Here is a 25,637-nt window from a genome sequence, read left to right on the forward strand (position 1 = left end):
TAACTTTTTAATTGTGTATAATACTTATTTTACCATCAAAATTCATATTCCTCTCTTGTTTCATTTCCACAATAATCTGTCACCACCAATTCCAATTTATGGGCGACTCCTTTTTTTAACCGTTCAGGATGCTTCATCCACAATTTCGCATTTTTGGAACTGAAACCAAACAAGGCAAATTCGCCGTCTATCTTCACCTTATAATCTTTGATACCCGTTTCCGCATCTCCTATTTTGAACTGAACCTTACCTGTCTTCCATTGCGTTTTATTTAATGGAGTTACTCGTGGAGACAAGGTATCTATAGCTACGGTATAAGTTCCCAGTTCACGGATGGAAGTCTTCATCCAACCATTCTCATAAGTTCCTCCTGCTGAACCTTTCCTTTTTCCCCACTTACGGGCTACATAATATTTCGACGTATCCTCTACAGGAAGATGGCGTACCCCGATCATCAGCGTGCATCCAGCTTGCAAAGCTACTGGCTCATCGTGCAATTGGTACTCGTAAGAAATTGCGGCTGTATCTTTAACCACCTGACAGTTCAGTGCCACATCCTCATACAACATCCCTCGGGGGATAACCAGTTCCATACCCGGTTCCTGAACCACATTACCTTTATTCCATGCCAAATAATGTTTTACTTGCGGATGATATTCCTCTATCGGCTGCCTATGGCCACGCACAATGAAACGATAAGTCGACTTATTACCATATAAATCAGCTAATTCATAACGAAAATGATAATCACGTTCTTCATCAATCGTAATCACCCCTCCTTCATCGTTGGCTTGTAACATGCGCAAACTATTTCCGGGAAGAATTTGTGAGCGCATCACCCAATTATGCCTCTTTACATTCTCCTCATAGTCTGTCCAAGCATTAATCATCCGGTTCTCTTCAGGCAAAACGCCATCCACTGTACTGCGAAAAACTTCTGTCGTATCCACATAGAGTACCACGGAACGCACACCATAATTATTATGTGTACCATCCATATAGTCGTATGCCTTAATACCAGCGGCTATTTTCCCCCAAGCAGAAACCGGTTGCCCCAAAGAAGCAACAGGTATGGATTTTTTTCTTTGTGAGCCTTCCACAACCCCAGCGCCCCGCTGCGGATAAAGCATAATCATTGACGCACGTGGCGGAGTAGTGTCTTTGATTTTATCGGTATAGAATTGTAAGGGATCTATCAATTCACCAGTATCCGTACAGCGTATCTCCATATGCAGATGCGGTCCGAAAGAATATCCTTCATTACCGCTTAAAGCAATGATTTCTCCAGCTTTGAAACTGACCTGATGAGGTTCGAATTTCAAATCCACAGCAAAAGTTTCATGCCGATATTGATATTCCTCCACTACTTTTGCCACTGCGGAAGCAAATTTCAACACATGCCCATACACTGAAGTATATCCATTGGGATGAGTAATAAAAATAGCCTGCCCATATCCGCCGGGAGTAACCAGTACACGGCTCACATATCCGTCGGCAATGCAATGAATAGGTTTTCCCACCTCTCCCTGGGTTTTAAAGTCCACTCCTCCATGAAAGTGGTTAGAACGCAGTTCACCAAAATTACCGCTCAGAGTAAGCGGAAAATCAAAAGGAGGACGGAATACAGGAGCAGCCGGTTCTTCCTGTGCCCGTACAGTGAAAATACTGCCCAAAGCTACTATGATTATATAATTTCGTAAAGTCATTTTCTTTATTTTATGGAGAACTCATCACAAAAATTTTGAATCTCTCCGCAAACTTACAAATAAAAAACAGAATATCCCTTAAAATAATGTTGCTAAACATACATTTATTACGAAAAAAACATATCCAGACAAAACCTACTTTTCTGACATTTTGTTATCTTTGAGGCAGTCAAACCCCTTAAATGTGACAATTATGATAGTAGGAATTCCTAAAGAAATCAAAAACAACGAGAATCGTGTATCATTAACCCCTGCAGGAGCACACGAGTTGGTACAGAGAGGTCACACGGTGTATATACAACACACCGCAGGTATAAACAGCGGATTTTCCGACGAAGAGTATGAGAAAGTCGGAGCGCGTATCCTTCCTACTATAAAAGATGTGTACGCCATCGCTGAAATGATTATAAAAGTCAAGGAACCCATCAAATGTGAATATAATCTGGTACGTAAGGACCAACTGGTATTTACATACTTCCATTTTGCCTGTGACAAAGAATTAACAGAGGCAATGATGCGTAGTGGTTCAGTATGCCTAGCTTACGAAACTGTAACAGACAAACAAGGAGGACTGCCTCTGCTGATTCCCATGAGTGAAGTGGCGGGACGAATGTCCACTCAGGAAGGAGCACGTTTTTTGGAGAAGCCTCAAGGAGGACGTGGTATCTTACTAGGTGGAGTTCCCGGTGTCAAACCAGCCAAAGTGCTGGTATTAGGCGGCGGCATTGTAGGAACCAATGCAGCTTTAATGGCTGCAGGGCTAGGGGCTGATGTCACAATCTGCGATATTTCATTACCCCGCCTGCGTCAGTTAAGCGAGTTCATGTCTAAAAATGTAAAAACATTATTCTCGTCCAGCCACAATATAGAAAAAGAACTGCCAACAACTGATTTGATAATCGGTGCGGTACTTATCCCCGGTGCAAAGGCCCCCCACCTCATTACACGCCCCATGCTGAAACTGATGAAAAAGGGTACCGTACTGGTAGATGTGGCCATTGACCAAGGAGGATGTTTTGAGACGTCCCATCCTACAACTCATGCCGAACCTATTTACGAAGTAGACGGTATCATCCATTACTGTGTGGCCAATATTCCGGGAGCTGTACCATGTACTTCAACCTTGGCATTAACCAATGCTACACTGCCATACGCCATCAGATTGGCAGATCTTGGTTGGAAAAAAGCTTGCGAAAACGATCCTGGACTAAAAAACGGCTTGAATATTGTCAACGGAAAGATTGTGTTTCCGGCCGTGGCAGAGGCCTTTGGCTGGAAGATTTAATAAAGTATGGATCCTAATGGAAAAAAGGAAGGCCGTCACGAAGGTCTTCCTTTTTTACGATATAATACTTATAAGGATTATCATCTCATGATTTTTCAAGCACTTCCTCCAAGGATTCTTCCTGCTGTTTTTTCCCTGTCCGACTTACAATCCAAATGCTGACTTCGTAAAGCAAATACATGGGCACAGATACCATCATCAATGTAAAAACATCTGACGTAGGAGTGATAACAGCTCCAACTATCAGAATAATAACAATAGCATGACGACGATACCGCTTCATAAAATCAGCCGTAAGAAATCCCAGTTTGGCAAAAAGCCAACAAAGGACAGGGATCTCGAAAACAATCCCCATCATCAGACTCATCATCATCAACGTATCCATATACGAGGACAAAGTAATCGTGTTCTCCACTTCCATACTGACCTGATAGGTAGCAAGAAAACGGAAAGTAAGAGGAAAAATCAAAAAATAATTCAAAAGAACTCCCATCATAAAAAGAAAATAGCCCCATCCTACAACCCGGGTAGAATATTTCTTTTCATTCTCGTATAAAGCCGGCGAGACAAAACGGAACAACTGATAAATAACATAAGGAGATGCCAACAAAAAACCCGCATAAAAAGACACACTCATATGAGTAATGAATTGAGCCGCCAACTGGGTATTGATCATTTTCACATAAAACACTTCCGGACATAATGAAGGCATAGCCATAGAATCAGCTATCCGGCAAAAAAAATGATAAATAATGAAATCAGCATTCTTAGGCGCTAGAACAATAGCAAAGAGCTCATCCTTAAACAAGAATGCTACCAACATTAGAAATACCACAGCCACTGCAATGCGGAACAAGACATGGCGTAGTTCTTCCAGATGATCCCAAAAGGTCAGTATCTTCTGCTGCTGTTCCATTATTTGTCACTTTTTCGTTTCCCCTTTCTTATCTTTCCCATCTATATCATCCTCCAACCCGTTCATCCCTTCTTTAAAACTCTTAACCCCTTTGCCCAACCCCTTCATCAGTTCGGGTATCTTCTTCCCACCAAAGAACAAAAGAACAATCAATGCAATGAATAACACTTCCTGCATTCCTAATCCTAAAAATAATAATGTGCCTGTCATTTTATCTATTAACTATTAAATGATTTATCAAAAACCAAAGTCATCTATTTATCGTGCTCTCCATCCATGACAACTACCAGGACATAACCAGCGCCACCATTTTCAGGTTGTTTCACAGTTTGCAACATTAACATCAAGTGTTTACAACTCATCTTTTTGCAATAGCTTTCAGCAATGCATAGCCGCCAAAAATCTGGAGCAACATGCCCGGAATCCCAATCCGGAAATCCTGTGCCGCCAAATAGAAATCACCGACAAGAACCCATTCTATCAAGGTACCCACCACCTGATATGCCATAACAGTCCCCAGCAATGCAGGAATTGTAATCTTACGGAAACGGTCTGCCATATATCCCGCCACCAACGCCAACAATACCGACTTTACCAATATAGCCGGCAGTATAGCCACAGAAGGCATTCCAAACAAGATGCTATTGGCAAGCGGAGAAAGAACAGCCGTCAACATCCCCACTTTGAATCCATATTTATAAGCACCTATTAATGTAAAGAAATAAATGGGTAACATAGCAGGACCACCCCAATGCACCAAATGACAAAGTTGCGGCAATACCACATTACCTACAATAAACACGAACGCAAATAAATAAGTATTTACGTTTGTGTAGTTTAACGAATAGAATTTTGTTGTTGATTCCATAAATACTAACCTTTCATTTAATTTCTGCAAATATAATCATTTCATAAAGCAAGCTCAATCTTTTTTTTCTCTTTTCTTGTTTATATTATCAAATATTCCTCTATCTTCGCAATAAATTGATAAAATTCCAACTATGAAATATTATAAATTCATCTATTTTTTAGCCTTCGTCCTTGGAATATCAACATGGGCACAGGCACAAAGCACTCCTTGTACCGGAAATACATATAGTACAAATGCAGACTTCTTCCGTGCCTCGGCATCAGCTCAGAGCGGTGACGCCACTGCCTCCAAAAAGAAGGCGATCATTACAGCCCGTACCGCAATAACTAACCAGATCAAGGCAAAAGCAGAAATGGCTGCCAAGTCTCAAAATAAATTCGGTAATGCAGAATGGGAACAATTTTTAGATCTGATCCAAATGGTTACCCAGCAAGAGGCTGCTAACTTAAAAGTAATTTGTGAAAACAGCCGACAGAACGGTGGTAAATATAAAACAGACGTTGTAGTAGAATTGCCCAAAGCAGGAGTTCTGTCCACAATCATCAACCAAATAAAAAGTGATGATAAATTAAAAGGACTTTTTGAAGAAAGCAAGTTTAAGCAAGCGTTTTAAAACCATTTGAATCCATCAGAGGGGTCCATGTGGTTTGAACAGAAAAACCAATTACATCAACCTAATCTTGACAAATTTATGGAAAAGTTGTACGATTACCTTCCCCAGCAATTGGTTACTTTCATTCTAGTAACATTGTTCTCTTTACTCATCGGTTTATCCCAACGGAGAATCAGTCTGAGACGAGAAGGGGAAACTACGCTTTTCGGCACAGACCGGACTTTTACTTTTATCGGTATTTTGGGATATCTCCTCTATATACTTGACCCTAAGGAAATGCATTTATTTATGGGAGGCGGGATAATTTTAGGCATGTTACTGGGTATCAATTATTATGTCAAGCAATCCCAGTTTCACGTGTTTGGAGTGACAACAATCATCATCGCTCTTATCACCTATTGTATGGCTCCTATCATAAGTACACAGCCTTCCTGGTTTTATGTCATGATGGTAGTCACCGTGCTTCTTTTCACAGAAATGAAACACACCTTTACCGAACTTGTACAACGGATGCAAAATGATGAAATGATAACACTGGCAAAATTTTTGGCTATCAGCGGTATCATTTTGCCCATGTTACCCAAGGAACCTCTTATACCGGGTATCAATCTCACTCCATACACCATTTGGCTGGCTACTGTAGTCGTATCGGGCATCTCCTATTTATCCTACCTGCTGAAACAATATGTTTTCCGCGAATCAGGCACTCTAGTTTCGGGTATTATCGGTGGTCTGTATAGCAGCACCGCTACCATTTCCATCCTTGCCCGCAAATGTAAACGGATACAAACGCATGAAATACCGGAATATGTATCTGCCATGATGCTTGCTATCAGCATGATGTTCTTGCGTTTCATGATTTTGATCCTTATATTCAGCACTTCCATCTTTCTGGATATCTACCCCTATCTGCTCATCATGTCTGTAACCGCCGCCGGCATCGGTATATTCATCCATAAAAAGCATACTATAAAAGGCGAGCGCGAAGTTATTGAGGAGCCGGAAACGGAAAGTAATCCGCTGGAATTCAAAGTCGCTCTGATCTTTGCTTTATTATTCGTAGTATTTACATTTCTGACTCACTATACATTAATTTATGCAGGAACAGGAGGTTTGAGTATTCTCTCCATTGCAGCAGGATTAAGTGACATCACCCCTTTCATACTTAACCTGTTACAAGGCGGAAGCATTCCAGCAACTATCGTAGGAGCCTGCATCATGCAAGCTATCATCAGCAACATTGTGGTGAATATGTTCTATGCCATATTTTTTTCCTCCCGCAGAAAAGAAATACTGCCTTATGTATGGAAAGGATTCCTCACTGTCATTGGGATAAACGCTGTACTATTACTCATCTATTACTTCTAAATTATATTCTCATAAAAAAGCATATGCGGATAACAGGATTTAAATCCCTATCAGAAGAGTAGAATATAAGCCAATGAACTAATACTAATCACTGCCCAAAGAGCAACACCTTGAACCAGAGGTTTCATACCGACTTGCTTCAGTACATCCATAGACAAGGAAGCTCCAATAAAAAACATGGTAATAATCAATCCCTTACGTGCCAGTCCAGAAACGGCCTGCCCGAATTGAGGTACACCATCCAACACATAAGTATTCAGAACGATAGCTACAACGAAATAAAGGATAAACCAAGGAATGCTTACTTTCTTACCACTCCCCTTGAAAATAAAAGATGTAGCGAATGCCAAAGGAATAATCCAAAGGGCACGGGTCAGTTTAATTGTAGTCGCCACTTTCAACGCTTCTTCACCGTATGCCGCACCTGCACCCACCACAGAACTCGTATCATGAATAGCAATAGCTGCCCAAGTACCAAACTGTTGTTGATCTAACCCAAACGTATGACCTAACACCGGAAAAATGAACAAAGCGATAGCATTCAATACAAAGATAGTAGCCAAAGCCACAGACATCTCACTATCTTTAGCTTTCAATACAGGCCCCACAGCAGCAATAGCGCTCCCCCCACAAATTGCAGTACCTGAACTGATAAGGTAAGCCGTATCACGGTCTACCTTCAAAAGTTTACGCCCTATAAACATACCTATAATCATTGTACCGATTACAGAAATGATCGTAAATTCCATTCCTTCCTTGCCGGAAGCCAAAGAAGCCTGAAGATTCATACCGAACCCCAATCCCACTACAGAATATTGCAACAAATATTTAGAAACCTTTTTATTGAATTTAGGATGGGCCTGTCCGCAAACTAATGCAAATATCAACCCCAGAAATAAAGATACGGGTGGAGTGACCCACCGGGAAAATGGAGCCAATACCGGAATATAGTCCATCAATAAAAAGACCGTTAACGTGGAAAGCAAGCCTACATAAATAATTTTGTTGTTTTGCTGTAAAGCTGTTACTGAAATCATATATTTTACTTTTTAACATTATTTCTCTATTTCGAGGTGCAAAGGTAGTATATGTTTCAATAACAATCTAATCGTTTTTAATTATAGGTTATAACTTTTCCTTATAATGATTGGCAAACTGCATGAACAGAGTCGGAAGCCCTGTATCCTGCCCTTGCAATTGGACAAAATCAAATTCACGAAACATCACCAGGTCTTTTATATCCAATACTTTAAACTTTCCTGAATACAGTTCTTTATTAATAGACCGGATAGACAAAATCCCCATGCACTCACTATTTTCCAAAAATAATTTAATGCTTTCTGTACTCCCCAGGTGCATACGGATAGTAAGGTCCGATAACTTTATGTTGTGTTTATGCAAAGCGGTAATCAATACATCCAATGTTCCCGAACCTCTTTCACGAAGCACAAGAGGAACTTCTTTCAATTCATCCAAAGTTATCTCATCATAATCCATCCACTTACTACGAGTATGGACGATAGCCACCAGCTCATCTTGCAGAAAAGGAGTATATTTCAAATTAGGTTGCCGGGTATTGCCCTCTACCAATGCCAAATCTATGCGATGTTCTTGCAATGCCTTTTCCACCTCAGAGGAGTTCCCGCTGAAAAGTGATAAAGACACTTGCGGAAACTTCTCGATGAAACGAGCCAGCAAGGGAGGAAGCACATATTGGGCAATTGTAGTACTGGCTCCCAAGCGTAACTCACCGGTATGCTCATTACGTAATAAGTTCATCTCGTACTCCAAGCGTCCGTAATCTTCCAAAATTTTCTCACAATGTTCCAACAACAACCTGCCTGCATCAGTCAGCAAGATCTTGTTACCCATTCGCTCAAAAAGGCGCGTCTGGTACATCGTTTCCAATTCCTGAATATGCTTGGTTATAGCCGGCTGGCTGATAAACAGCTCCTGCGAAGCCTTTGTAAAGCTGAGATTTTTCGCAACACTACTGAATACTCTTAACCTGAAATCAGACATGTTTTTTAATGATTATAGTTCGTCTGCTTTAATTCCTAACGACTGTAAAACTGCGAATCCAAACATCTCCCACTGATAAGCCACTTCACAGGCTGGAGGATTCATGCCGAATACTGTCATTTTTTCTTTTCCGTCCACCTTATTTAATATAGCAGGAACTTTATCCCCATATTCTTCTTCGGCAGGGACAATAATTACCCGTTTCACCTCTTTTGCATCAACCACCACTCTCAAAGACTCTAGAAACAACTCTTCGCGACTAGCCATATCCGACGGTTCGAAAGAATAAAGTGCAAACTCTCCCAACTGGCTTTTGAAAGCCACGTTATTTAATTCCTTTTCCAAATCCGACGGCTGAAAAGCATCCATTTTCTTACTTTCCTCGTCATAAATAAATAATACCTGAACTGCATTCTCCCCCAAGGGTATTCCACTATCCAGTGACAGACATTCCAACAACACCGGCAAATCCGCTTTCGGCAACTTACGCCCCACCACGTCACCAAAATGTTTGGATAAATCACCCGCCACCCTATCTACATAGGCTACATCCACCAGAATTACAGTATCTGCAAACTTTATTTCATTTGTCATCTCGTTTTCATTTTATGATTTCGATGCTAAGATAGCAATTATCATCTGCCTGCAAAAAGAGTTATCTGCCTTTTTGTGTACAATTCGGACTTTTTTTCATTTAAAAGCCGGAAAGCCTGTCATTTTGTCTTCTTATTTTACTTCATTAGCTTTCTTTTTCTTTTTGGCAAACTATTTGACGATTATCAAATGAAATCGCAAAAGCCACTGAACAAAGCAGTGACAGTTACGTTTTCAATAGGTATTTGAATAATATTTAGAAAGGAGATACAATATGAATTTTAACAACTTCACAATTAAATCACAGGAGGCAGTGCAACAAGCGGTGAACGTAACTCAAGCCCGCGGACAGCAAGCTATCGAGCCTGTGCATCTGTTGGCCGGAGTACTGAAAGTAGGTGAAAACGTCACCAACTTCATTTTCCAGAAATTGGGAATGAACGCCCAGCAGATCGCATTGGTCATCGACAAGCAAATTGACTCGCTGCCTAAGGTTTCGGGAGGAGAACCTTACCTTAGCCGTGAAAGCAACGAGATATTACAAAGAGCCGTACAGTATTCCAAAGAGATGGGTGACGAATTCGTTTCACTGGAAGCTATTATCCTGGCCTTATTGAATGTAAAGAGTACTGTCGCTACCATATTGAAAGACGCGGGAATGACAGACAAAGAGCTGCGCTCCGCCATAGCAGAACTACGTAAAGGTGAAAAAGTAACTTCACAATCCAGTGAAGACACTTATCAATCCTTAAGCAAATATGCCATTAATTTGAATGAGGCTGCCCGCAGCGGAAAACTTGATCCGGTTATCGGGCGTGATGAAGAAATACGTAGAGTATTACAAATATTAAGCCGCCGTACCAAGAATAATCCGATTTTAATTGGTGAGCCGGGTACTGGTAAGACCGCCATTGTTGAAGGTTTGGCACACCGTATCATCCGAGGTGATGTACCCGACAATTTGAAGAACAAACAAATCTTCTCATTGGATATGGGCGCACTGGTTGCTGGAGCCAAATACAAAGGTGAATTTGAGGAACGTCTGAAATCTGTTGTCAATGAAGTGGTCAAAGCCGAAGGCAGCATCATCCTGTTTATCGATGAAATCCATACCTTGGTCGGAGCCGGTAAAGGTGAAGGTGCCATGGATGCCGCCAATATATTGAAACCCGCCTTGGCCCGTGGTGAGCTCCGCAGCATCGGAGCCACTACTTTGGACGAATATCAGAAATACTTCGAAAAGGACAAGGCATTGGAACGCCGGTTCCAAACTGTTATGGTAGCCGAACCGGACACGCTGAGCACCATCTCTATTCTTCGTGGATTGAAAGAACGTTACGAAAACCATCACAAGGTACGTATCAAAGATGAAGCCATCATTGCCGCTGTAGAATTGAGTAACCGGTACATTACCGAACGTTTCCTTCCGGACAAGGCTATTGATCTGATGGATGAAGCTGCTGCCAAATTGCGTATGGAACGTGACTCTGTGCCTGAAGAACTAGATGAAATCTCACGTCACCTGAAACAACTGGAAATTGAACGTGAGGCCATCAAACGTGAAAAAGACGAGTCCAAATTACAACAGCTGAATAAAGAGATTGCCGAACTGAAAGAACAGGAAACCTCTTACAAAGCCAAATGGCAGAGTGAAAAGGAACTGGTCAACAAGATTCAGCAAAACAAGCAGGAAATAGAACAATTGAAATTTGAAGCCGAGAAAGCGGAACGTGAGGGAGATTACGGTAAAGTGGCCGAAATCCGTTATGGAAAATTACAGGCTTTAGAGAACGAGATTAAGGATATCCAAGAAGACCTGAAACACAAGCAGGGTGACAGTGCCATGATAAAGGAAGAAGTTACCGCTGAGGACATTGCCGATGTTGTTTCACGGTGGACAGGGATACCTGTTAACAAGATGCTGCAAAGCGAACGTGACAAATTGCTTCATCTGGAGCAAGAATTACATTTGCGTGTGGTAGGTCAGGATGAAGCCATAGCAGCCGTATCCGATGCCGTACGCCGTAGCCGTGCCGGATTACAGGATCCGAAACGTCCGATAGGTTCATTCATCTTCCTGGGTACTACCGGTGTAGGTAAGACAGAACTTGCCAAAGCATTGGCCGACTACCTGTTTGATGACGAGAGTCTGATGACGCGTATCGACATGAGCGAATACCAGGAGAAACACTCTGTATCTCGCCTGATCGGAGCGCCTCCCGGATACGTAGGTTACGATGAAGGCGGTCAGTTAACAGAAGCCGTCCGACGCAAACCATACTCTGTGGTATTATTTGATGAAATAGAAAAAGCACATCCCGATGTGTTCAATATTCTGCTGCAAGTTTTGGACGACGGACGTCTGACTGACAACAAGGGACGTACGGTAAACTTCAAGAATACGATTATCATCATGACTTCCAACCTGGGCAGCGCATACATTCAAAGCCAGTTCGAAAAGATTAATGACGAGAATCGCGAAGTGGTGATTGAAGAGACGAAGAAAGAGGTAATGTCCATGTTGAAAAAAACGATACGACCGGAGTTTCTGAACCGTATAGATGAAACAATTATGTTCTTGCCTTTGAACAGAGAAGAGATAGAACAGATTGTGATGTTACAAATCAACGGTATCAAGAATATGCTGGCCGGCAACGGCATTACTTTGGAAATGACCGATGAGGCCGTCCGTTTCATTGCCAGCACAGGCTATGATCCCGAATTCGGCGCCCGTCCTGTGAAACGTGCCATCCAGCGCTATTTGCTGAATGATTTGTCCAAAAAACTATTGTCACAGGAAGTAGACCGAAGCAAACCGATTATCGTAGAAACAGCTGGTGACGGATTAAAATTCCGCAACTAGAATGTTACAAACAGCCAGGAAAGATAAGATCTTATCTTTCCTGAGTAAAGGGGGGCTCATCACTTGTAAGATATACAATCTTCCACCTGCAACATTACTAATCTTACAGCCCACGCATTAGTAACGTGTCACCCCACACGTTACTAACTTTCCGGCATGCACATTACTAACCTCTCAAACGTCCTGTTCTTTTCTGAAAAGAACAAGGTCTTTAAAAAAAAGAACAAGACGTTTTCATTGAAAGAACAAGAGCTTTTTAAAATTTGACCTGTTGTTTTTTCCATAATGGCATCTACATGCCGAAACTCCTTATTTTTCCTTCAGATCTTTCAGCTACTCCGCAAACACCCTGCCCGCCGACATTCCGGCTGAAAGATATACATCGCGAAATGTTTCAGCCGAAAAATATCCTTCAAGAAAAACGATTCCCTGAAAATCAGAGAAACACCGATTCGGCTGAAGGATTCCAATCCCCGACTGAAGCATTCCCGAACCCAATCCTTCAGCCGAAATGCCCACGAACAAGGCGTTTGCGGGAAGTCTGAAGGATTTGAAGGATTTTTCAGGGTATCCTTTATAGAGCACGATCTATGATCATATTCCACTGAAAGAAGTAAGATATCCTACTTCTTTTACCAATAATGCCGATGAACAAAAAGCCCGTCAAGCAGATTGTAAACTGCTTGACGGGCTTTTCCCCTTCGCTTTATTTCAATTATTCAGCAGCAGCTTCTTCCACTTTGTCGACAGATTCTGCCGGAGCTTCTACAAATTCAGTAATACCATTGTTTACCAAAATATTGTACCATGAAATCAGTTTCTTGATATCCCCGTTATGAACACGGTCACGATCATAATTTGGCAAAATTTCTGCAAAATAAGCATGCAACTCATCGGCTGATGCTTTTTTATAATTGATAGAAGCAACCGCTCCATTCTCTTTCTTCTTTACCGCTTCCAGCACTTCGCTCAAAGGCACTTCTTCCGCATCTGTGTACATAGCAATATCCGCCAATGAGATAACTTTGTCATGAGCATAAGCAGGAACTCTTTTCTTAGCTGCGTCAACTGTTTCTACAATCAACATGTTCTTTCCTTGAGAAATCAATTTATATAATCCCGGTTTGCCCGCGATTGATAAAATGGTCTTTAACATACTATTCTATTTTATATTTATGGTTTGAGGAAACAAAAGTACAATTCACCAATGAAACTCCCAAATTTATAGTATGAATTTTTCGGTTTTTAATTGTTCTACTATTCTGTTCAACTGGGGTATGAGCAATTGCACCCCGTCATTCACCACCGTGAAATCGGCCCGCCGACGCTTTTCTTCATCATCCATCTGGGCAGCAATACGTGCCCGGACTTGTTCCTCGCTGGCTCCGTCACGATACATGGCACGCTGTATACGCAGTTCTACAGGTGCATAGACCATTATTACCGCATCTACCGTATCCTGAAAACCAGCCTCATACAAAATAGCCGATTCCATACCCACTATCTCACACTTTTCCTGACGTTCCACCCATACGGTAAAATCTTTCCGTACCCGGGGATGGATAATGGAATTGATTTGGAGCACATGCGCCGGATCGGAAAACAGATAGGAAGCCAACAACGGCTTGTTTAACAGACCATCCTTATAAACATCCTCACCTAACAAAGCGATCAGTTCCCCACGAATTCCGGCATCAGAAGCAGTGAGACGTTTCGCTTCATTATCCGCATTATACACAGGGATATGCATATTCTCCAACAAATGGGAAATGTATGATTTTCCACTGCCGATGCCACCGGTAACCGCTATCTTAATCATTGAATTTAATTCGTTGTTCTATCAAATAATCCACCTCTTTGGGATTCAAACGAACATGGTTCACATATCGGGGGATGGATTTGAGATTGACCGGACACTTCTCCCCCTTATTGTTCAACAAAGACTCATAAGTCACCCCGATAAAGAAATCCTCGGAAGTGATGGACTTGAAATGACTCAGACCTACCTGAAAAGTCACCTGAACCTTGGAAGGAAAAGTACGAAGTACCTTGTCGGGCGGAAAATTGATGCCACGTATAGGCACCTCCACACTTTTCTCAGCGTAGATATCTACCAATAAAGTCACATCATCAAAAGAGGGAATAAATTTCGCTCCGCGTACATCGGCCAGATTCACCCTACGACGAATGGTATCTGCCACATCTTCAAAATTCAATGCCTGTGTATAAGCAGCCGTGATGGTATCCAAAATCTCCTGAGGAGCATAAACCATCACTGAATCCGGCGAGTAAATGATATCCGAGATATAATACTGGCGGTCTAAAGCCACCTTGCCTTGTAACTTCACGGGCACCTTCTTTGCCTTCCCTTTCGTATAAATAAACTCCACAGTATCCGGCCGTATGGTCAGCAATTTGGTTGTCTGATTCAACTGGACCGAAATCTTTTTCATTAAAGCTGAAACCGGAATCCGGACACGGCTCCCTTTATCCTCATAGTCCTTGAAGTCCACAACAATGGGATAAAATGTCTGCCCCAGCATATAGTTAGCCAATACAGTCCCCCTGTCTTTCACGCCAATACGCAGTTCATCAGGAAGTTCGGAGGTCAACACCACATCACTAGGTACATTCTTCAACCGTAACGGAATGGAAAATTCCGTTTCATAGTCATCATTTAACACCTGAAGCAACCAAAAGCAGAAAGATACAAATACAAAAAACAAGAAAATCAGGAACTCCCTGCTATTACGGCTAAGCAGGAAGCTTCTGATTCTCTCTAAAGTCTTTAAATAGTAAATACGTATGTTCCTTTTGTCGAACATGTTATCATGTCATTTACTTTGCCTGTTGTTGGTTGGATGCAGCATTAGCGAAGATAGAATTTCTATCAATTTTAATCTTAACGCCTGATGCAATTTCCAAAACAACTGTATTATCTTCTATTTCTTTTATCTTTCCGTATATACCACCTGCAGTAATCACTTCTTGACCCACTTCCAAATTCTTGCGGAAATTAGCAATCTCTTTCTGTTTTTTATTCTGAGGACGAATCATGAAGAAATACATAATAGCGAAAATGGCTACCATCATAATCAGGAAAGAGTAATCTCCACCACCCCCTGCCTGCAGAAATACAAATAATAAGTTCATACTTTCTATGTTTTTTAGTTTATAATGCTGTTATTCTTCAATAACAAACAAAGATATTAATTTTTTGTTAGCTTATTCTCTTTTTTCAATGAATTAACGATTCCGTCCAAAGTTCCGTTAATAAAGCCACCGCTTTTCGGGGTGCTGTACAGTTTGGCTATTTCTACGTACTCATTCAGTGATACGCTGACCGGAATATTGGGAAAACTCAGAATTTCAGCCAAAGCGATCTGCATAATAACCACATCCATGAAAGCCACACGGTCTAAATCCCAGTTCTTTGTATTTTCGCTAATCAGATGACGATAATAATCGGCATTCAAGATAGTACGACGGAACAAACGGCGTGCGAAGTCTTGATCCTCCTCATCTTTAAATTCCGGCAACAATTCCTGTTTTGCACCATTCTTCTCATCGAAACGCTTGATGGTCTTCAACACAAAGGTATCCACTATTTCCTTATCATCATTCCAATACAAACTTTGGTCCTCCAAAACCTGATCTAGTTCGATATTATTAAAAATAATATTTTTATATAGCTTGCGCCACAATTCACGGTCTTCCTCATACGAAGAAGTCTCACTGGCCATATATTCCTTATATATATCGCTTTCTAAGATTTTATCACATAAAGTCTTTACGAAATCAGCTTCATTCTCCCAAGTTTTCTTCTGATTGTTCGAAAACTCCAGCAGTTGTTTGTTTACCTCCAACTGTGCAATAAAGCGGTTTTCTACAAATTTAGTGTTGGGAAACAATTCTTCCTTAGTAGGAACCAGTTTGTTTTTCGCAGCATTCAGTCGTTTGTTAGCCTGTTTAGTTACCTCTACCATTAAAAGCAGCAGATAGTTGTATAAGTCATACGCTTTAGAAAGGCTGAAAAATAACTCTTTTTCCGCTGTATCCAAGTTTTTGCCTCCGTTCTGATAATAAGCATAGACTATCTGAACTATCTTAAGACGAATAAGAACTCTATTTATCATAATTCACATAAAATTATTAAGGAGTTGCAAAAGTAGGTATTTTCATTGATTTTACATAACATAATTACATTTTTTAATGTAAAATTTACATAGAGCTATCTAAATCGCTTTTTTCATCGAAGTTTATCCGCAAATTTTTTGCCCATTTAAAAAAAATGTCCAATTTTGAAGCCGATTTATAAAGATACTTAAGTTATGGAAGATTATAAAAAGAAAAGTGTAGTGGATGGTGACAAAGAAATTGTTTTTTCAAAAGCAATTAAAGCCGGCAAACGTATTTATTATTTAGATGTGAAGAAAAATCGAAAAGATGAAATGTTTTTGGCTATTACTGAAAGCAAGAAAATTGTTTCGGGAGAAGGTGATGACTCGCAAGTAAGCTTCGAAAAACATAAGATTTTTCTATATAAAGAAGATTTTGAGAAGTTCATGAACGGTTTACAACAGGCTATACAGTTTATTGCCGAAGAGCAAGGTCCTATTGAACCTCATCACACTGAAAATGAAGAACAGGAAACAACCGAAGATGCGCACAAACCGCTTAGTCCGAATGAAATTAAAATAGATATCGATTTCTGATTCCAACTGATAAAGAAAGCACAATGATAAAAAAATTGTGCTTTCTTTTTGTCAAGTCGGAAATAAGCAGTAATTTTGCACCGCTTTTTCAAGCTCATCGTGTGATATACCACATCGTGTGATGGCGAATTAAGCAATAAGATCAACTTAATTTAGAGTAACACAAAAAATTTAAAAACAATGAAATCAATTGAAATTAAAGGTACTGTCAGAACAGACGTAGGAAAGAAAGCAACTCACGAATTGCGTAAGAACAATGGTGTTCCTTGTGTATTGTATGGAGTGCAGAAAGACGAAAACGGCTTGCCCGTAGCTACTCACTTCTCCGTTCCCACCGAAGGACTCCGTAACTTGGTATACACACCGCACATCTATGTTGTAGACTTGAACATTGATGGTAAAATAGTAAACGCTATTTTGAAAGATATCCAGTTCCATCCTGTAACGGATGCAATCCTTCACGTTGACTTCTATCAGATTGATGAAGCCAAACCTATTGTTATGGAAGTTCCTGTTCAGTTGGAAGGTTTGGCAGAAGGTGTACGTGCCGGTGGTAAATTGGCATTACAGTTGCGTAAACTGAAAGTGAAAGCTTTATACAATGTAATTCCTGAACGCCTGGTTGTTGATGTAACTTCTTTGGGTCTGGGCAAGACTATCAAAGTGGGCGAATTAAGCTATGAAGGTTTGGAATTGATTAACGCTAAAGAAGCCGTTGTTTGCGCAGTTAAATTAACTCGTGCCGCTCGTGGTGCTGCTGCAACTGCCGGTAAATAATCAGTAACCCTTTAATCCTTATCAATGAAATATTTGATTACAGGACTGGGTAATATAGGTGAAGAATACCGAAATACCCGTCACAACATAGGATTCACAGTATTGGACGCCCTTGCAAAGGCGTCCAATCTTGTTTTTACTGACGGACGTTACGGAGCCACTGCCACCCTCTCGCTCAAAGGACGCCAGCTTATCCTGCTGAAACCGTCTACTTACATGAACTTGAGTGGAAATGCAGTGCGCTACTGGATGCAAAAAGAAAACATTCCGTTGGAAAATGTGTTGGTAGTGGTGGACGACCTCGCCCTTCCTTTCGGTACATTACGTCTGAAAGGAAAAGGCAGCGATGCCGGACACAATGGTTTGAAACATATAGCTGCTACGCTGGGCACACAAGATTATGCCCGTCTGCGCTTTGGTATCGGCAACGATTTTCCCCGTGGCGGGCAAATAGATTTTGTATTAGGTCACTTCACTGATAAAGATTTGAAGACCATGGACGAACGTGTAGCAACGGCTTGCGACATAATTAAGAGTTTTTGCCTGGCAGGCATCAGTATAACAATGAACCAATACAATAAAAAGTAATGGCTGAAGCAAGAATTGATAAATGGCTATGGGCCTCACGTATATTCAAGACCCGCACTATCGCTGCCGAAGCATGCAAGAAAGGACGGGTTTCTATCAACGGCACTCAGGTGAAGCCATCGAGAATGATAAAACCGGGAGAAGTGATACATGTAAAGAAACCACCTGTCACGTACTCATTTAAAGTTTTACAGGCAATAGAAAAACGTATAGGTGCCAAATTGGTTCCTGAAATACTGGAGAATGTAACGACTCCGGAACAATATGAATTGCTGGAAATGAGCAAAATCAGCGGTTTTGTTGATCGCGCCCGCGGAACAGGACGTCCCACTAAAAAGGACCGTCGCAGTATGGAAGAGTTCATTACTCCTGAATATTTCGGTGACGATGACTTCGACTTTGAATTTGATTTCGAAGAAAAAGAGTGATTAGTTAATAGTTAGTGATTAGTGGTTAATAGCGGATGCATACACCGCAGGCACTAATCACTAACCACTAATCGCTACTACAGATTTTTCTTTATAGCTTCAATCATTTCTTGATATTCCGCATCAGCCAGATAAACTTTTCCCGGATTCATCTGAAATACACCTCCATAATCAGGTCCATCCACATACTTGGGGACCAAATGAAAATGCAAGTGAGAAAGTTTGTCACTATACGCTCCGTAATTTATTTTTTCAGGATGGAAAGCCTTGTCCATGGCACGGGTCACACGGGTAACATCTGCCATAAATGCGTTACGTTCTTCATCACTCAGTTCAAACAAGTCGTTTACATGATCTTTATAAGCAACAAGGCAACGTCCGCGATAGGTTTGTTCCTTAAAAAGGAATACACGTGAAACACTCAGTGGCGCTATTTCAATCATTAAATTGTGCAATGTCTCATTGTTCTGACAATACAGACAATCTTTAGGATCACTTTTCATGGTTTTCTTATTTATTAAAATTAATTATTCTTCCTCTTTTTCTTTCTTACCCAACAAACGGTACACATCATCCCGTTCGCCTACCACCCATACCACATCTCCTTCCGTAAAAGGTACATTGATATCAGGGGTCATCAGCGTACTATCTTCTTTTTCGACGCCTACTACCAGACATTTGTACTCATCCCGGATACCACTTTCTCTGATATTCTTACCCAAGAAAAATGAGTTACGATCTATAATGAACTGTTTCAGACTCATTTCACGCCTTTCCAAATCTTCCTCTTCGGCGGCGGCTGATACTCTTTCTGCTTGACGGGCAAACTCGCCCAACTGCTCATCCGTACCGATTACCTGTATGGTGTCACCGGGAAACAGACGTACATTCGCCCCAGGAATATTAATACGATGCATTCCACGAATGATAGATGCCACATGCACTCCGTATTTATGCCCTAAATTCAATTCTCTTAATGTATGTCCCGCCCATAAGGAATCCGCAGGTATCTCAAAATCCGAAAGATGTAAGTCGCGGGACAACAAATGTCCTTCATACTCAGGACGTTTCTGGCCTGTAAATTCAGCATGCACATCTCTGAAACGCAAATTCTGAATAAAAGTACGCTCCATGAATATAGATTGTTTCTTTAGCCATCGCGAGAACATCATCATACCTACCAAAACAACAGCTATACCGATCAGCAAAGTCGTGGAAGCCTGAAAAAGTTTCTCTATCACAAACATCACAAACATGACAGCTATCATTATACGGAGTAAAATGGTAGAAATCAAGGGTGCCCGGTTGAAACGATTATCCTGCCATAACGCCTGAAACTCTACAGAGTGGTTTTTCTTCATAATAATGGCACGCAAGAAAGGTGCGATGCAAACGATAGTAAAAACAGCTCCTGCCAGATTTGCCCAAAAGACAGGCAGACTAGCCCGGAACAATGGAATAATAAAATGGAATGAAAGTGTAATCATAGCTATACACAATACGGAATAAACAGCTACAATCCTAGCTATGGCAACCAACAATTTCTTCCAATTGTTTTCATGATTCACCGTTTGCGATCCCGACGAATAACGCTCAAGCATTTTTCTCCATTTGCCGGGCAGACGTTTCTCTACTATATGATAAGCAGGTATCGCCAAACGTATCATATACGGGGTCAGAAATGTGGTAATGACCGAAACAGCCACCACAATAGGATACAAGAAATCACTGGTTACTTTCAGACTTACCCCCAATGAAGCGATAATGAATGCAAATTCACCAATCTGGGTCAGACTGAAACCACATTGCATGGCAACTTTCAACGGCTGTCCCGACAAAATCACGCCACCTGTACCAAAAATAACCTGCCCAAGCAGAATGGCCAATGTAATAATCACAATGGGCCATATATATTCTACAATCATGGCAGGGTCTACCATCATTCCCACAGATACAAAGAAAATGGCTCCAAACAAATCTTTTACAGGGGCCACAAGCTTCTCTATATTTTCGGCCTCCACCGTTTCTGCCAAAATAGACCCCATTATAAAAGCTCCAAACGCAGCCGAAAATCCAACCTTGGCCGCTACAACTACCATACCGAAACACAATGCCAGCGAAACAATCAGCAATGTTTCATTTGCCATCCACTTGCGGGAACGCTTCAAAAATGTAGGAATGATATAAATACCTACCACAAACCATAATATAAGGAAGAATAATAATTTAGCAATGCTATAGACCATTTCACTACCCTCGAAATTCTGACTCACTGCCATTGTACTCAACATAACCATCAAAACAATAGCCAATATATCTTCCAATATCAAAATACTAAGAACCAAACCGGCAAACCGTTGCTGCCTCAACCCCAAATCATCAAAAGCTTTGTAAATAATAGTCGTAGAGGACATGGCCAACATACCTCCCAAATACAGACAGTCCATGCGTTGCCACCCGAAAGACCACCCCACAAAAATTCCAACCAATATCATACAAAATATAATGGTACACGCCGCAATGACCGCTGTCCCTCCTACTTTCACCAATTTCTTGAAACTAAATTCCAATCCCAGAGCGAACAACAAAAATATCACACCAATCTCCGACCATGTATGGATATTGGCCACATCAATGACCGACGGAGTAAGAGGAACATGGGGACTTGCCAAAAAGCCGGCTACGATATAGCCGAGAACAAGAGGTTGCTTTAACCGTTTAAAGACGAGCGTCATGACACCGGCGCAGATCAGAATCAAAGCCAAATCACTTATCAATGGAGCCAATTCAGACATAGCTAATAAATTTTTGATTGCAAAATTAAGAATTATCTATTTATCATATTCTTCATCCTATTATTAATTTTGCATCAAAAGCTGTTTTTATGGAAAGGAACTAACAACAAATGTATATCAGCCATATAAAGAAAAACGCGAATATTCAAAAAATCTGAATATTCGCGTTATATTTGTTATCAGCGTTCTCTTTTCCGGCTTTCGATTTATTTTCTGAACGGGGCCTTTACTATTACAGCTTTCAGTTTGCGTCCGCGCACATCAATAAATATTTCAGTACCTAATGCTGTGTAAGCGGTCTGAACATATCCCATACCAATACCAATCTTACGCATTGGAGACATGGTACCACTAGTTACTTCACCTATTTTCTCTCCATCAGCATTTACCAGTTCATAACCATGACGGGGAATACCACGGTCTACCATTTCAAAAGCAATCAGCTTGCGTTTCAATCCTTCGGCTTTCTGCTTTTCAAGTAAAGCGCGTGAAATGAAATTCTTTCCTTCAACAAACTTAGTAATCCAGCCCAATCCTGCTTCCAACGGAGAAGTGGTATCACTCAAATCATTACCATACAGGCAAAAGCCCATTTCCAAACGTAATGTATCACGAGCCCCTAGTCCGATAGGTTTAATCCCTTCAGGAGCACCTGCTTCAAAAATTGCTTTCCAGATAGCCTGACCGGCTTCGGGATAAAAATAAAGCTCGAAACCACCTGCACCGGTATAACCGGTATTCGAAATAATCACATCTTTCTGACCGGCGAACTCACCTGTGGTAAAAGCATAATAAGGAATTTCGGACAAGTCGACCGGAGTCAGTTTTTGCAAAACTTCCATAGCCTTCGGTCCCTGAATAGCAAGCTGTGCCATATGGTCGGATGCATTTTCCAATTCCGCACTCACTGTGTTATGACTGACACACCAGTTCCAGTCTTTCTCAATATTGGCTGCATTTACCACCAACAAGTATTTTTCGGATTCATAGTGATATACCAACAGGTCATCAACAATACCTCCCTCCTCATTAGGGAAACAAGTATATTGCGCTTTACCGACAGGCAAAGTTGCTACATTGTTTGAAGTCACTTGCTGCAAAAACTCCAACGCATTAAGACCTTTTACCCAAAATTCACCCATATGGGATACGTCAAAAACACCTACGGCATTACATACTGTAAGGTGTTCATCAATAATTCCCGAATATTCAATAGGCATATTATAACCTGCAAATTCGTGCATTTTCGCCCCCAAGGCAATGTGTGTTTCGGTAAACGGAGTTGTTTTCATGTTATTACTTTACTATTTTAAGGTTAATAAATTACTTATCTTGCCACCAACTCAGCAATTTTCACCACTACTTTCATAGCTTTCTCAATAGACTGGATTGGCACGAACTCATATCTGCCATGAAAATTCAAGCCACCGGCAAAAATATTGGGACAAGGCAATCCTTTGAATGAAAGTTGTGCGCCATCCGTTCCGCCGCGGATAGCCTTCACCTTAGGTGTCACGCCCGCCTCTTCCATAGCCTTGAAAGCGACATCAATGATATGCATCACCGGCTCAATTTTCTCACGCATATTGTAATACTGATCTTTCAGTTCCAAGGTAACGGTACCTTCTCCATATTTCTTATTGATGATTTCCGCCCATTTTTTCATATTTTCCTTGCATGCCTCAAACTTGGCACGGTCATGATCACGGATTATATAAGAGATAGTAGTCTGCTCTACTTCACCCGTCATGCCAATCAAATGATAGAATCCCTGATAACCATCAGTACACTCAGGCACTTCGTCCGTAGGCAGTAAAGCCACAAACTCATTAGCTACACGCAAAGAGTTGATCATTTTATCCTTAGCGTATCCCGGATGTACGTTACGTCCTTTAATAATCACTTTTGCAGAAGCGGCATTAAAGTTTTCAAACTCCAACTCCCCTACTTCACCACCATCCATCGTATATGCCCACTCGCATCCGAATCTCTCCACATCAAATTTATGTGCACCCAAGCCTATTTCTTCATCAGGATTAAATCCCACACGAATTTTTCCATGCTTGATTTCAGGATGTTCTTTCAGATATACCATAGCTGAGATAATTTCAGCAATGCCCGCCTTATCATCAGCTCCCAACAATGTCTTGCCGTTAGTTACAATAAGATCCTCCCCTTTATGATCCAACAATTCGGGAAATTGCTTGGGAGAAAGTATAACGTTGTCTTCTTCACACAATACAATATCTGTCCCATCATAACCATAGACAATGCGTGGGGTGACTCCTGCACCCGTCATATCGGGACTGGTATCCATGTGTGCAATAAATCCGATGGCAGGAACCGGTTTATCCGTATTGGCCGGCCATGTAGCAAACAGATAACCATTCTCATCCAAAGAAATTTCCTGAAAACCCAATTGTTCCAATTCTGATTTTAAATATTGCGCAAACACCATCTGCTTCGGCGTACTAGGGGTAACTCCGCTATTCTCATCAGACTGAGTGTCGAAGCTTACATATTTTAAAAATCGTTCTATTACCGTCATTTTTCTTTTTGTTTTAATATTCATACTTGCCTGTAAAAATAGAAAAAGAGCCGTGAATTGCCAAACAAATCACAGCTCTTTTTTATTAATATTTTATTATTTTGTTATTAGAAGCAACTGGAGCCATCAAAACAATGGGTACATACCTTACATTTTGGTAATCCTATCGCTTCTACCAAAGTTTCCAAAGTATTGAACTTCAACGAACTCAGACCAAAGCGGTCGGCAATCATTTGTACCATCTTCTTATATTCCGGCGAATCTGTTGTTGCATATTTTTCCAGATTCTTATTTTCATCGCCTTCAATCTCCTTAATCATCCGGCGGGTAATCAGTTCCAAATCACTTTTTGAAGAAGTGAAACCAATGAAAGGACATCCATAAATCAATGGCGGACAAGCAATGCGCATATGAACCTCTTTAGCACCATAATCAAATAAAATTTTCACATTATCACGAAGCTGGGTCCCACGCACTATAGAATCGTCACAAAACAACACGCGCTTACCTTCCAGCATTGCGCGATTAGGTATCAGCTTCATTTTTGCTACCAGTGAACGCATTTCCTGATTGGCAGGAGTGAAACTACGAGGCCAGGTAGGTGTGTACTTGGCAATAGCACGATGATAAGGAATTCCTTTACCTTCAGCATACCCCAATGCCATACCTACCCCCGAATCAGGAATACCGCAGGCACAATCAACTTCCGAATCGTCCTTCTGCCCCATTTTATAACCACTCATAAAACGTACTTCCTCTACATTTTTTCCTTCATAACATGAAACCGGAAATCCATAATATACCCACAAAAAAGAACAAATCTGCATTCCTTCGTTCGGCTTGCGCATTTGTTCCATTCCATCGGCACGCAAGCGAATAATTTCGCCCGGTCCTACATATTTCTCTATTTCATAATCCAGATTCGGCAAACTGCTTGATTCACTTGTCGCAGCATACGCACCCTCTTTTTTACCTATTACAATCGGAGTACGCCCCCATTTGTCACGTGCTGCTATAATACCATCTTCCGTCAATATCAGCATGGAGCATGATCCTTTGATTTTATTAAAAACATTCTCGATACCATCTACAAAATTTTTTCCTTGCACAATAAGCAATGCTATCAGTTCTGTCTGGTTCGTCTTGCCAAGACTCATTTCAGAAAAGTGCATATTAGCCGCCAACAAGTCGCATTCCAATTCCGTAATGTTATTGATTTTAGCTACTGTGACGATGGCGAACTTGCCTAGATGCGAGTTTATCACGATAGGCTGCGGGTCCGTATCACTGATAATGCCGATACCCGAACTCCCTTTGAACTTTGGAAGTTCAGATTCAAACTTCGTACGGAAATAAGAGCTCTCCAAATTGTGGATAGAGCGCATAAAGCCCTCTCCTTGAGCATACGTAGCCAAACCACCTCTTTTTGTTCCTAAATGTGAATTATAGTCCGTCCCGTAAAATAAGTCGGTGACGCATTCAGCCTTTGAGACTGTTCCAAAAAAACCACCCATTCCTTTTTGCGTATTTTTCGTTTAGGGTGCAAAA

Annotated in this window: 25 protein-coding genes; 8 read left to right on the forward strand and 17 right to left on the reverse strand. The window is 41.1% G+C overall.

What is annotated here, in order from left to right:
• Positions 1 to 35: 35 nt before the first annotated feature.
• Positions 36 to 1,706 (reverse strand): M23 family metallopeptidase, encoded by a 1,671-nt coding sequence (locus tag GKD17_RS13910; protein ID WP_007833245.1) that lies wholly within the window; start codon positions 1,704 to 1,706, stop codon positions 36 to 38.
• A 193-nt stretch (positions 1,707 to 1,899) separates the two neighbouring features.
• On the opposite strand from GKD17_RS13910, the gene ald reads away from it, so the two are divergent.
• Entirely contained in the window at positions 1,900 to 2,991 is a 1,092-nt protein-coding gene (gene ald / locus GKD17_RS13915; RefSeq protein ID WP_007833237.1) for an alanine dehydrogenase, read from the forward strand.
• 85 nt (positions 2,992 to 3,076) lie between these two features.
• On the opposite strand, the gene tatC is transcribed toward ald, so the two are convergent.
• The 3 genes from tatC to GKD17_RS13930 form a co-directional block, all read right to left on the reverse strand.
• A complete protein-coding gene (gene tatC / locus GKD17_RS13920; protein WP_007833235.1) occupies positions 3,077 to 3,907 on the reverse strand; it encodes a twin-arginine translocase subunit TatC in 831 nt (276 codons plus the stop codon).
• Positions 3,908 to 3,913: 6 nt separating this feature from the next.
• Complete coding sequence (locus GKD17_RS13925; RefSeq protein WP_007833233.1) at positions 3,914 to 4,117, reverse strand: Sec-independent protein translocase subunit TatA/TatB; 204 nt, start codon at positions 4,115 to 4,117, stop codon at positions 3,914 to 3,916.
• A 148-nt stretch (positions 4,118 to 4,265) separates the two neighbouring features.
• Positions 4,266 to 4,775: a hypothetical protein gene (locus tag GKD17_RS13930; RefSeq protein ID WP_007833231.1), complete on the reverse strand. Its 510-nt coding sequence runs from the start codon at positions 4,773 to 4,775 to the stop codon at positions 4,266 to 4,268.
• Between the two features lie 133 nt (positions 4,776 to 4,908).
• Here GKD17_RS13930 and GKD17_RS13935 point away from each other — a divergent pair, with 133 nt between their 5' ends.
• Positions 4,909 to 5,391 (forward strand): hypothetical protein, encoded by a 483-nt coding sequence (locus GKD17_RS13935; protein WP_007833229.1) that lies wholly within the window; start codon positions 4,909 to 4,911, stop codon positions 5,389 to 5,391.
• Positions 5,392 to 5,469: 78 nt separating this feature from the next.
• Positions 5,470 to 6,759 carry an MgtC/SapB family protein gene (locus GKD17_RS13940; protein ID WP_007844303.1) on the forward strand — a complete coding sequence of 430 codons (1,290 nt, stop codon included), beginning with the start codon at positions 5,470 to 5,472 and terminating at the stop codon, positions 6,757 to 6,759.
• A 50-nt stretch (positions 6,760 to 6,809) separates the two neighbouring features.
• On the opposite strand, the gene GKD17_RS13945 is transcribed toward GKD17_RS13940, so the two are convergent.
• The 3 genes from GKD17_RS13945 to GKD17_RS13955 form a co-directional block, all read right to left on the reverse strand.
• Entirely contained in the window at positions 6,810 to 7,796 is a 987-nt protein-coding gene (locus GKD17_RS13945) for a YeiH family protein (protein WP_007833221.1), read from the reverse strand.
• Between the two features lie 88 nt (positions 7,797 to 7,884).
• The gene (locus GKD17_RS13950; protein ID WP_007833219.1) at positions 7,885 to 8,781 is read right to left on the reverse strand and encodes a LysR substrate-binding domain-containing protein; all 897 of its coding nucleotides are present in this window, start codon (positions 8,779 to 8,781) and stop codon (positions 7,885 to 7,887) included.
• Between the two features lie 12 nt (positions 8,782 to 8,793).
• Positions 8,794 to 9,375 (reverse strand): DUF6621 family protein, encoded by a 582-nt coding sequence (locus GKD17_RS13955; protein ID WP_007833218.1) that lies wholly within the window; start codon positions 9,373 to 9,375, stop codon positions 8,794 to 8,796.
• A gap of 274 nt (positions 9,376 to 9,649) precedes the next feature.
• Here GKD17_RS13955 and clpB point away from each other — a divergent pair, with 274 nt between their 5' ends.
• The gene (gene clpB / locus GKD17_RS13960; RefSeq protein WP_007833214.1) at positions 9,650 to 12,238 is read left to right on the forward strand and encodes an ATP-dependent chaperone ClpB; all 2,589 of its coding nucleotides are present in this window, start codon (positions 9,650 to 9,652) and stop codon (positions 12,236 to 12,238) included.
• A gap of 715 nt (positions 12,239 to 12,953) precedes the next feature.
• Here clpB and GKD17_RS13965 read toward each other — a convergent pair.
• The 5 genes from GKD17_RS13965 to nusB all read right to left on the reverse strand — a co-directional run bounded on the left by GKD17_RS13965 (position 12,954) and on the right by nusB (position 16,374).
• A complete protein-coding gene (locus GKD17_RS13965; RefSeq protein WP_007833211.1) occupies positions 12,954 to 13,394 on the reverse strand; it encodes a DUF5606 family protein in 441 nt (146 codons plus the stop codon).
• A gap of 66 nt (positions 13,395 to 13,460) precedes the next feature.
• The gene (coaE, locus tag GKD17_RS13970) at positions 13,461 to 14,057 is read right to left on the reverse strand and encodes a dephospho-CoA kinase (RefSeq protein WP_007833210.1); all 597 of its coding nucleotides are present in this window, start codon (positions 14,055 to 14,057) and stop codon (positions 13,461 to 13,463) included.
• A complete protein-coding gene (locus tag GKD17_RS13975; protein WP_007833208.1) occupies positions 14,050 to 15,063 on the reverse strand; it encodes a CdaR family protein in 1,014 nt (337 codons plus the stop codon). Before GKD17_RS13975 ends, coaE begins: the two co-directional genes overlap by 8 nt.
• Before the next feature lie 13 nt (positions 15,064 to 15,076).
• Positions 15,077 to 15,391 carry a preprotein translocase subunit YajC gene (gene yajC, locus GKD17_RS13980; protein WP_005841619.1) on the reverse strand — a complete coding sequence of 105 codons (315 nt, stop codon included), beginning with the start codon at positions 15,389 to 15,391 and terminating at the stop codon, positions 15,077 to 15,079.
• A 56-nt stretch (positions 15,392 to 15,447) separates the two neighbouring features.
• Complete coding sequence (gene nusB / locus GKD17_RS13985; protein ID WP_005841621.1) at positions 15,448 to 16,374, reverse strand: transcription antitermination factor NusB; 927 nt, start codon at positions 16,372 to 16,374, stop codon at positions 15,448 to 15,450.
• 195 nt (positions 16,375 to 16,569) lie between these two features.
• Between nusB and GKD17_RS13990 the strand changes: the two genes are divergently transcribed.
• From GKD17_RS13990 to GKD17_RS14005, 4 genes are all read left to right on the forward strand, one after another.
• Entirely contained in the window at positions 16,570 to 16,953 is a 384-nt protein-coding gene (locus tag GKD17_RS13990) for a PUR family DNA/RNA-binding protein (RefSeq protein ID WP_005841624.1), read from the forward strand.
• A 180-nt stretch (positions 16,954 to 17,133) separates the two neighbouring features.
• Positions 17,134 to 17,730 carry a 50S ribosomal protein L25/general stress protein Ctc gene (locus GKD17_RS13995; protein ID WP_007833198.1) on the forward strand — a complete coding sequence of 199 codons (597 nt, stop codon included), beginning with the start codon at positions 17,134 to 17,136 and terminating at the stop codon, positions 17,728 to 17,730.
• A gap of 24 nt (positions 17,731 to 17,754) precedes the next feature.
• Positions 17,755 to 18,318: an aminoacyl-tRNA hydrolase gene (gene pth / locus GKD17_RS14000; protein WP_007833197.1), complete on the forward strand. Its 564-nt coding sequence runs from the start codon at positions 17,755 to 17,757 to the stop codon at positions 18,316 to 18,318.
• Entirely contained in the window at positions 18,318 to 18,746 is a 429-nt protein-coding gene (locus GKD17_RS14005) for an RNA-binding S4 domain-containing protein (protein ID WP_007833195.1), read from the forward strand. Before pth ends, GKD17_RS14005 begins: the two co-directional genes overlap by 1 nt.
• Before the next feature lie 77 nt (positions 18,747 to 18,823).
• Here the strand turns inward: GKD17_RS14005 and GKD17_RS14010 are convergent, their stop codons facing one another.
• From GKD17_RS14010 to GKD17_RS14030, 5 genes are all read right to left on the reverse strand, one after another.
• On the reverse strand, positions 18,824 to 19,249 hold the full coding sequence (locus GKD17_RS14010; RefSeq protein WP_007833193.1) for an HIT family protein: 426 nt from the start codon (positions 19,247 to 19,249) through the stop codon (positions 18,824 to 18,826).
• Positions 19,250 to 19,273: 24 nt separating this feature from the next.
• Complete coding sequence (locus GKD17_RS14015) at positions 19,274 to 21,541, reverse strand: cation:proton antiporter domain-containing protein (protein ID WP_007833191.1); 2,268 nt, start codon at positions 21,539 to 21,541, stop codon at positions 19,274 to 19,276.
• Positions 21,542 to 21,747: 206 nt separating this feature from the next.
• Positions 21,748 to 22,833, reverse strand: coding sequence for a glycine cleavage system aminomethyltransferase GcvT (gene gcvT, locus GKD17_RS14020; protein ID WP_007833190.1), 1,086 nt, complete (start codon positions 22,831 to 22,833; stop codon positions 21,748 to 21,750).
• Between the two features lie 35 nt (positions 22,834 to 22,868).
• Entirely contained in the window at positions 22,869 to 24,089 is a 1,221-nt protein-coding gene (gene pepT / locus GKD17_RS14025) for a peptidase T (protein ID WP_007844294.1), read from the reverse strand.
• A 107-nt stretch (positions 24,090 to 24,196) separates the two neighbouring features.
• Positions 24,197 to 25,603 carry an amidophosphoribosyltransferase gene (locus GKD17_RS14030; RefSeq protein WP_007833188.1) on the reverse strand — a complete coding sequence of 469 codons (1,407 nt, stop codon included), beginning with the start codon at positions 25,601 to 25,603 and terminating at the stop codon, positions 24,197 to 24,199.
• Between the last annotated feature and the right edge of the window lie 34 nt (positions 25,604 to 25,637).

The organism is Phocaeicola dorei, from assembly GCF_013009555.1.
GTDB classification, from domain to species: Bacteria; Bacteroidota; Bacteroidia; order Bacteroidales; family Bacteroidaceae; genus Phocaeicola; species Phocaeicola dorei.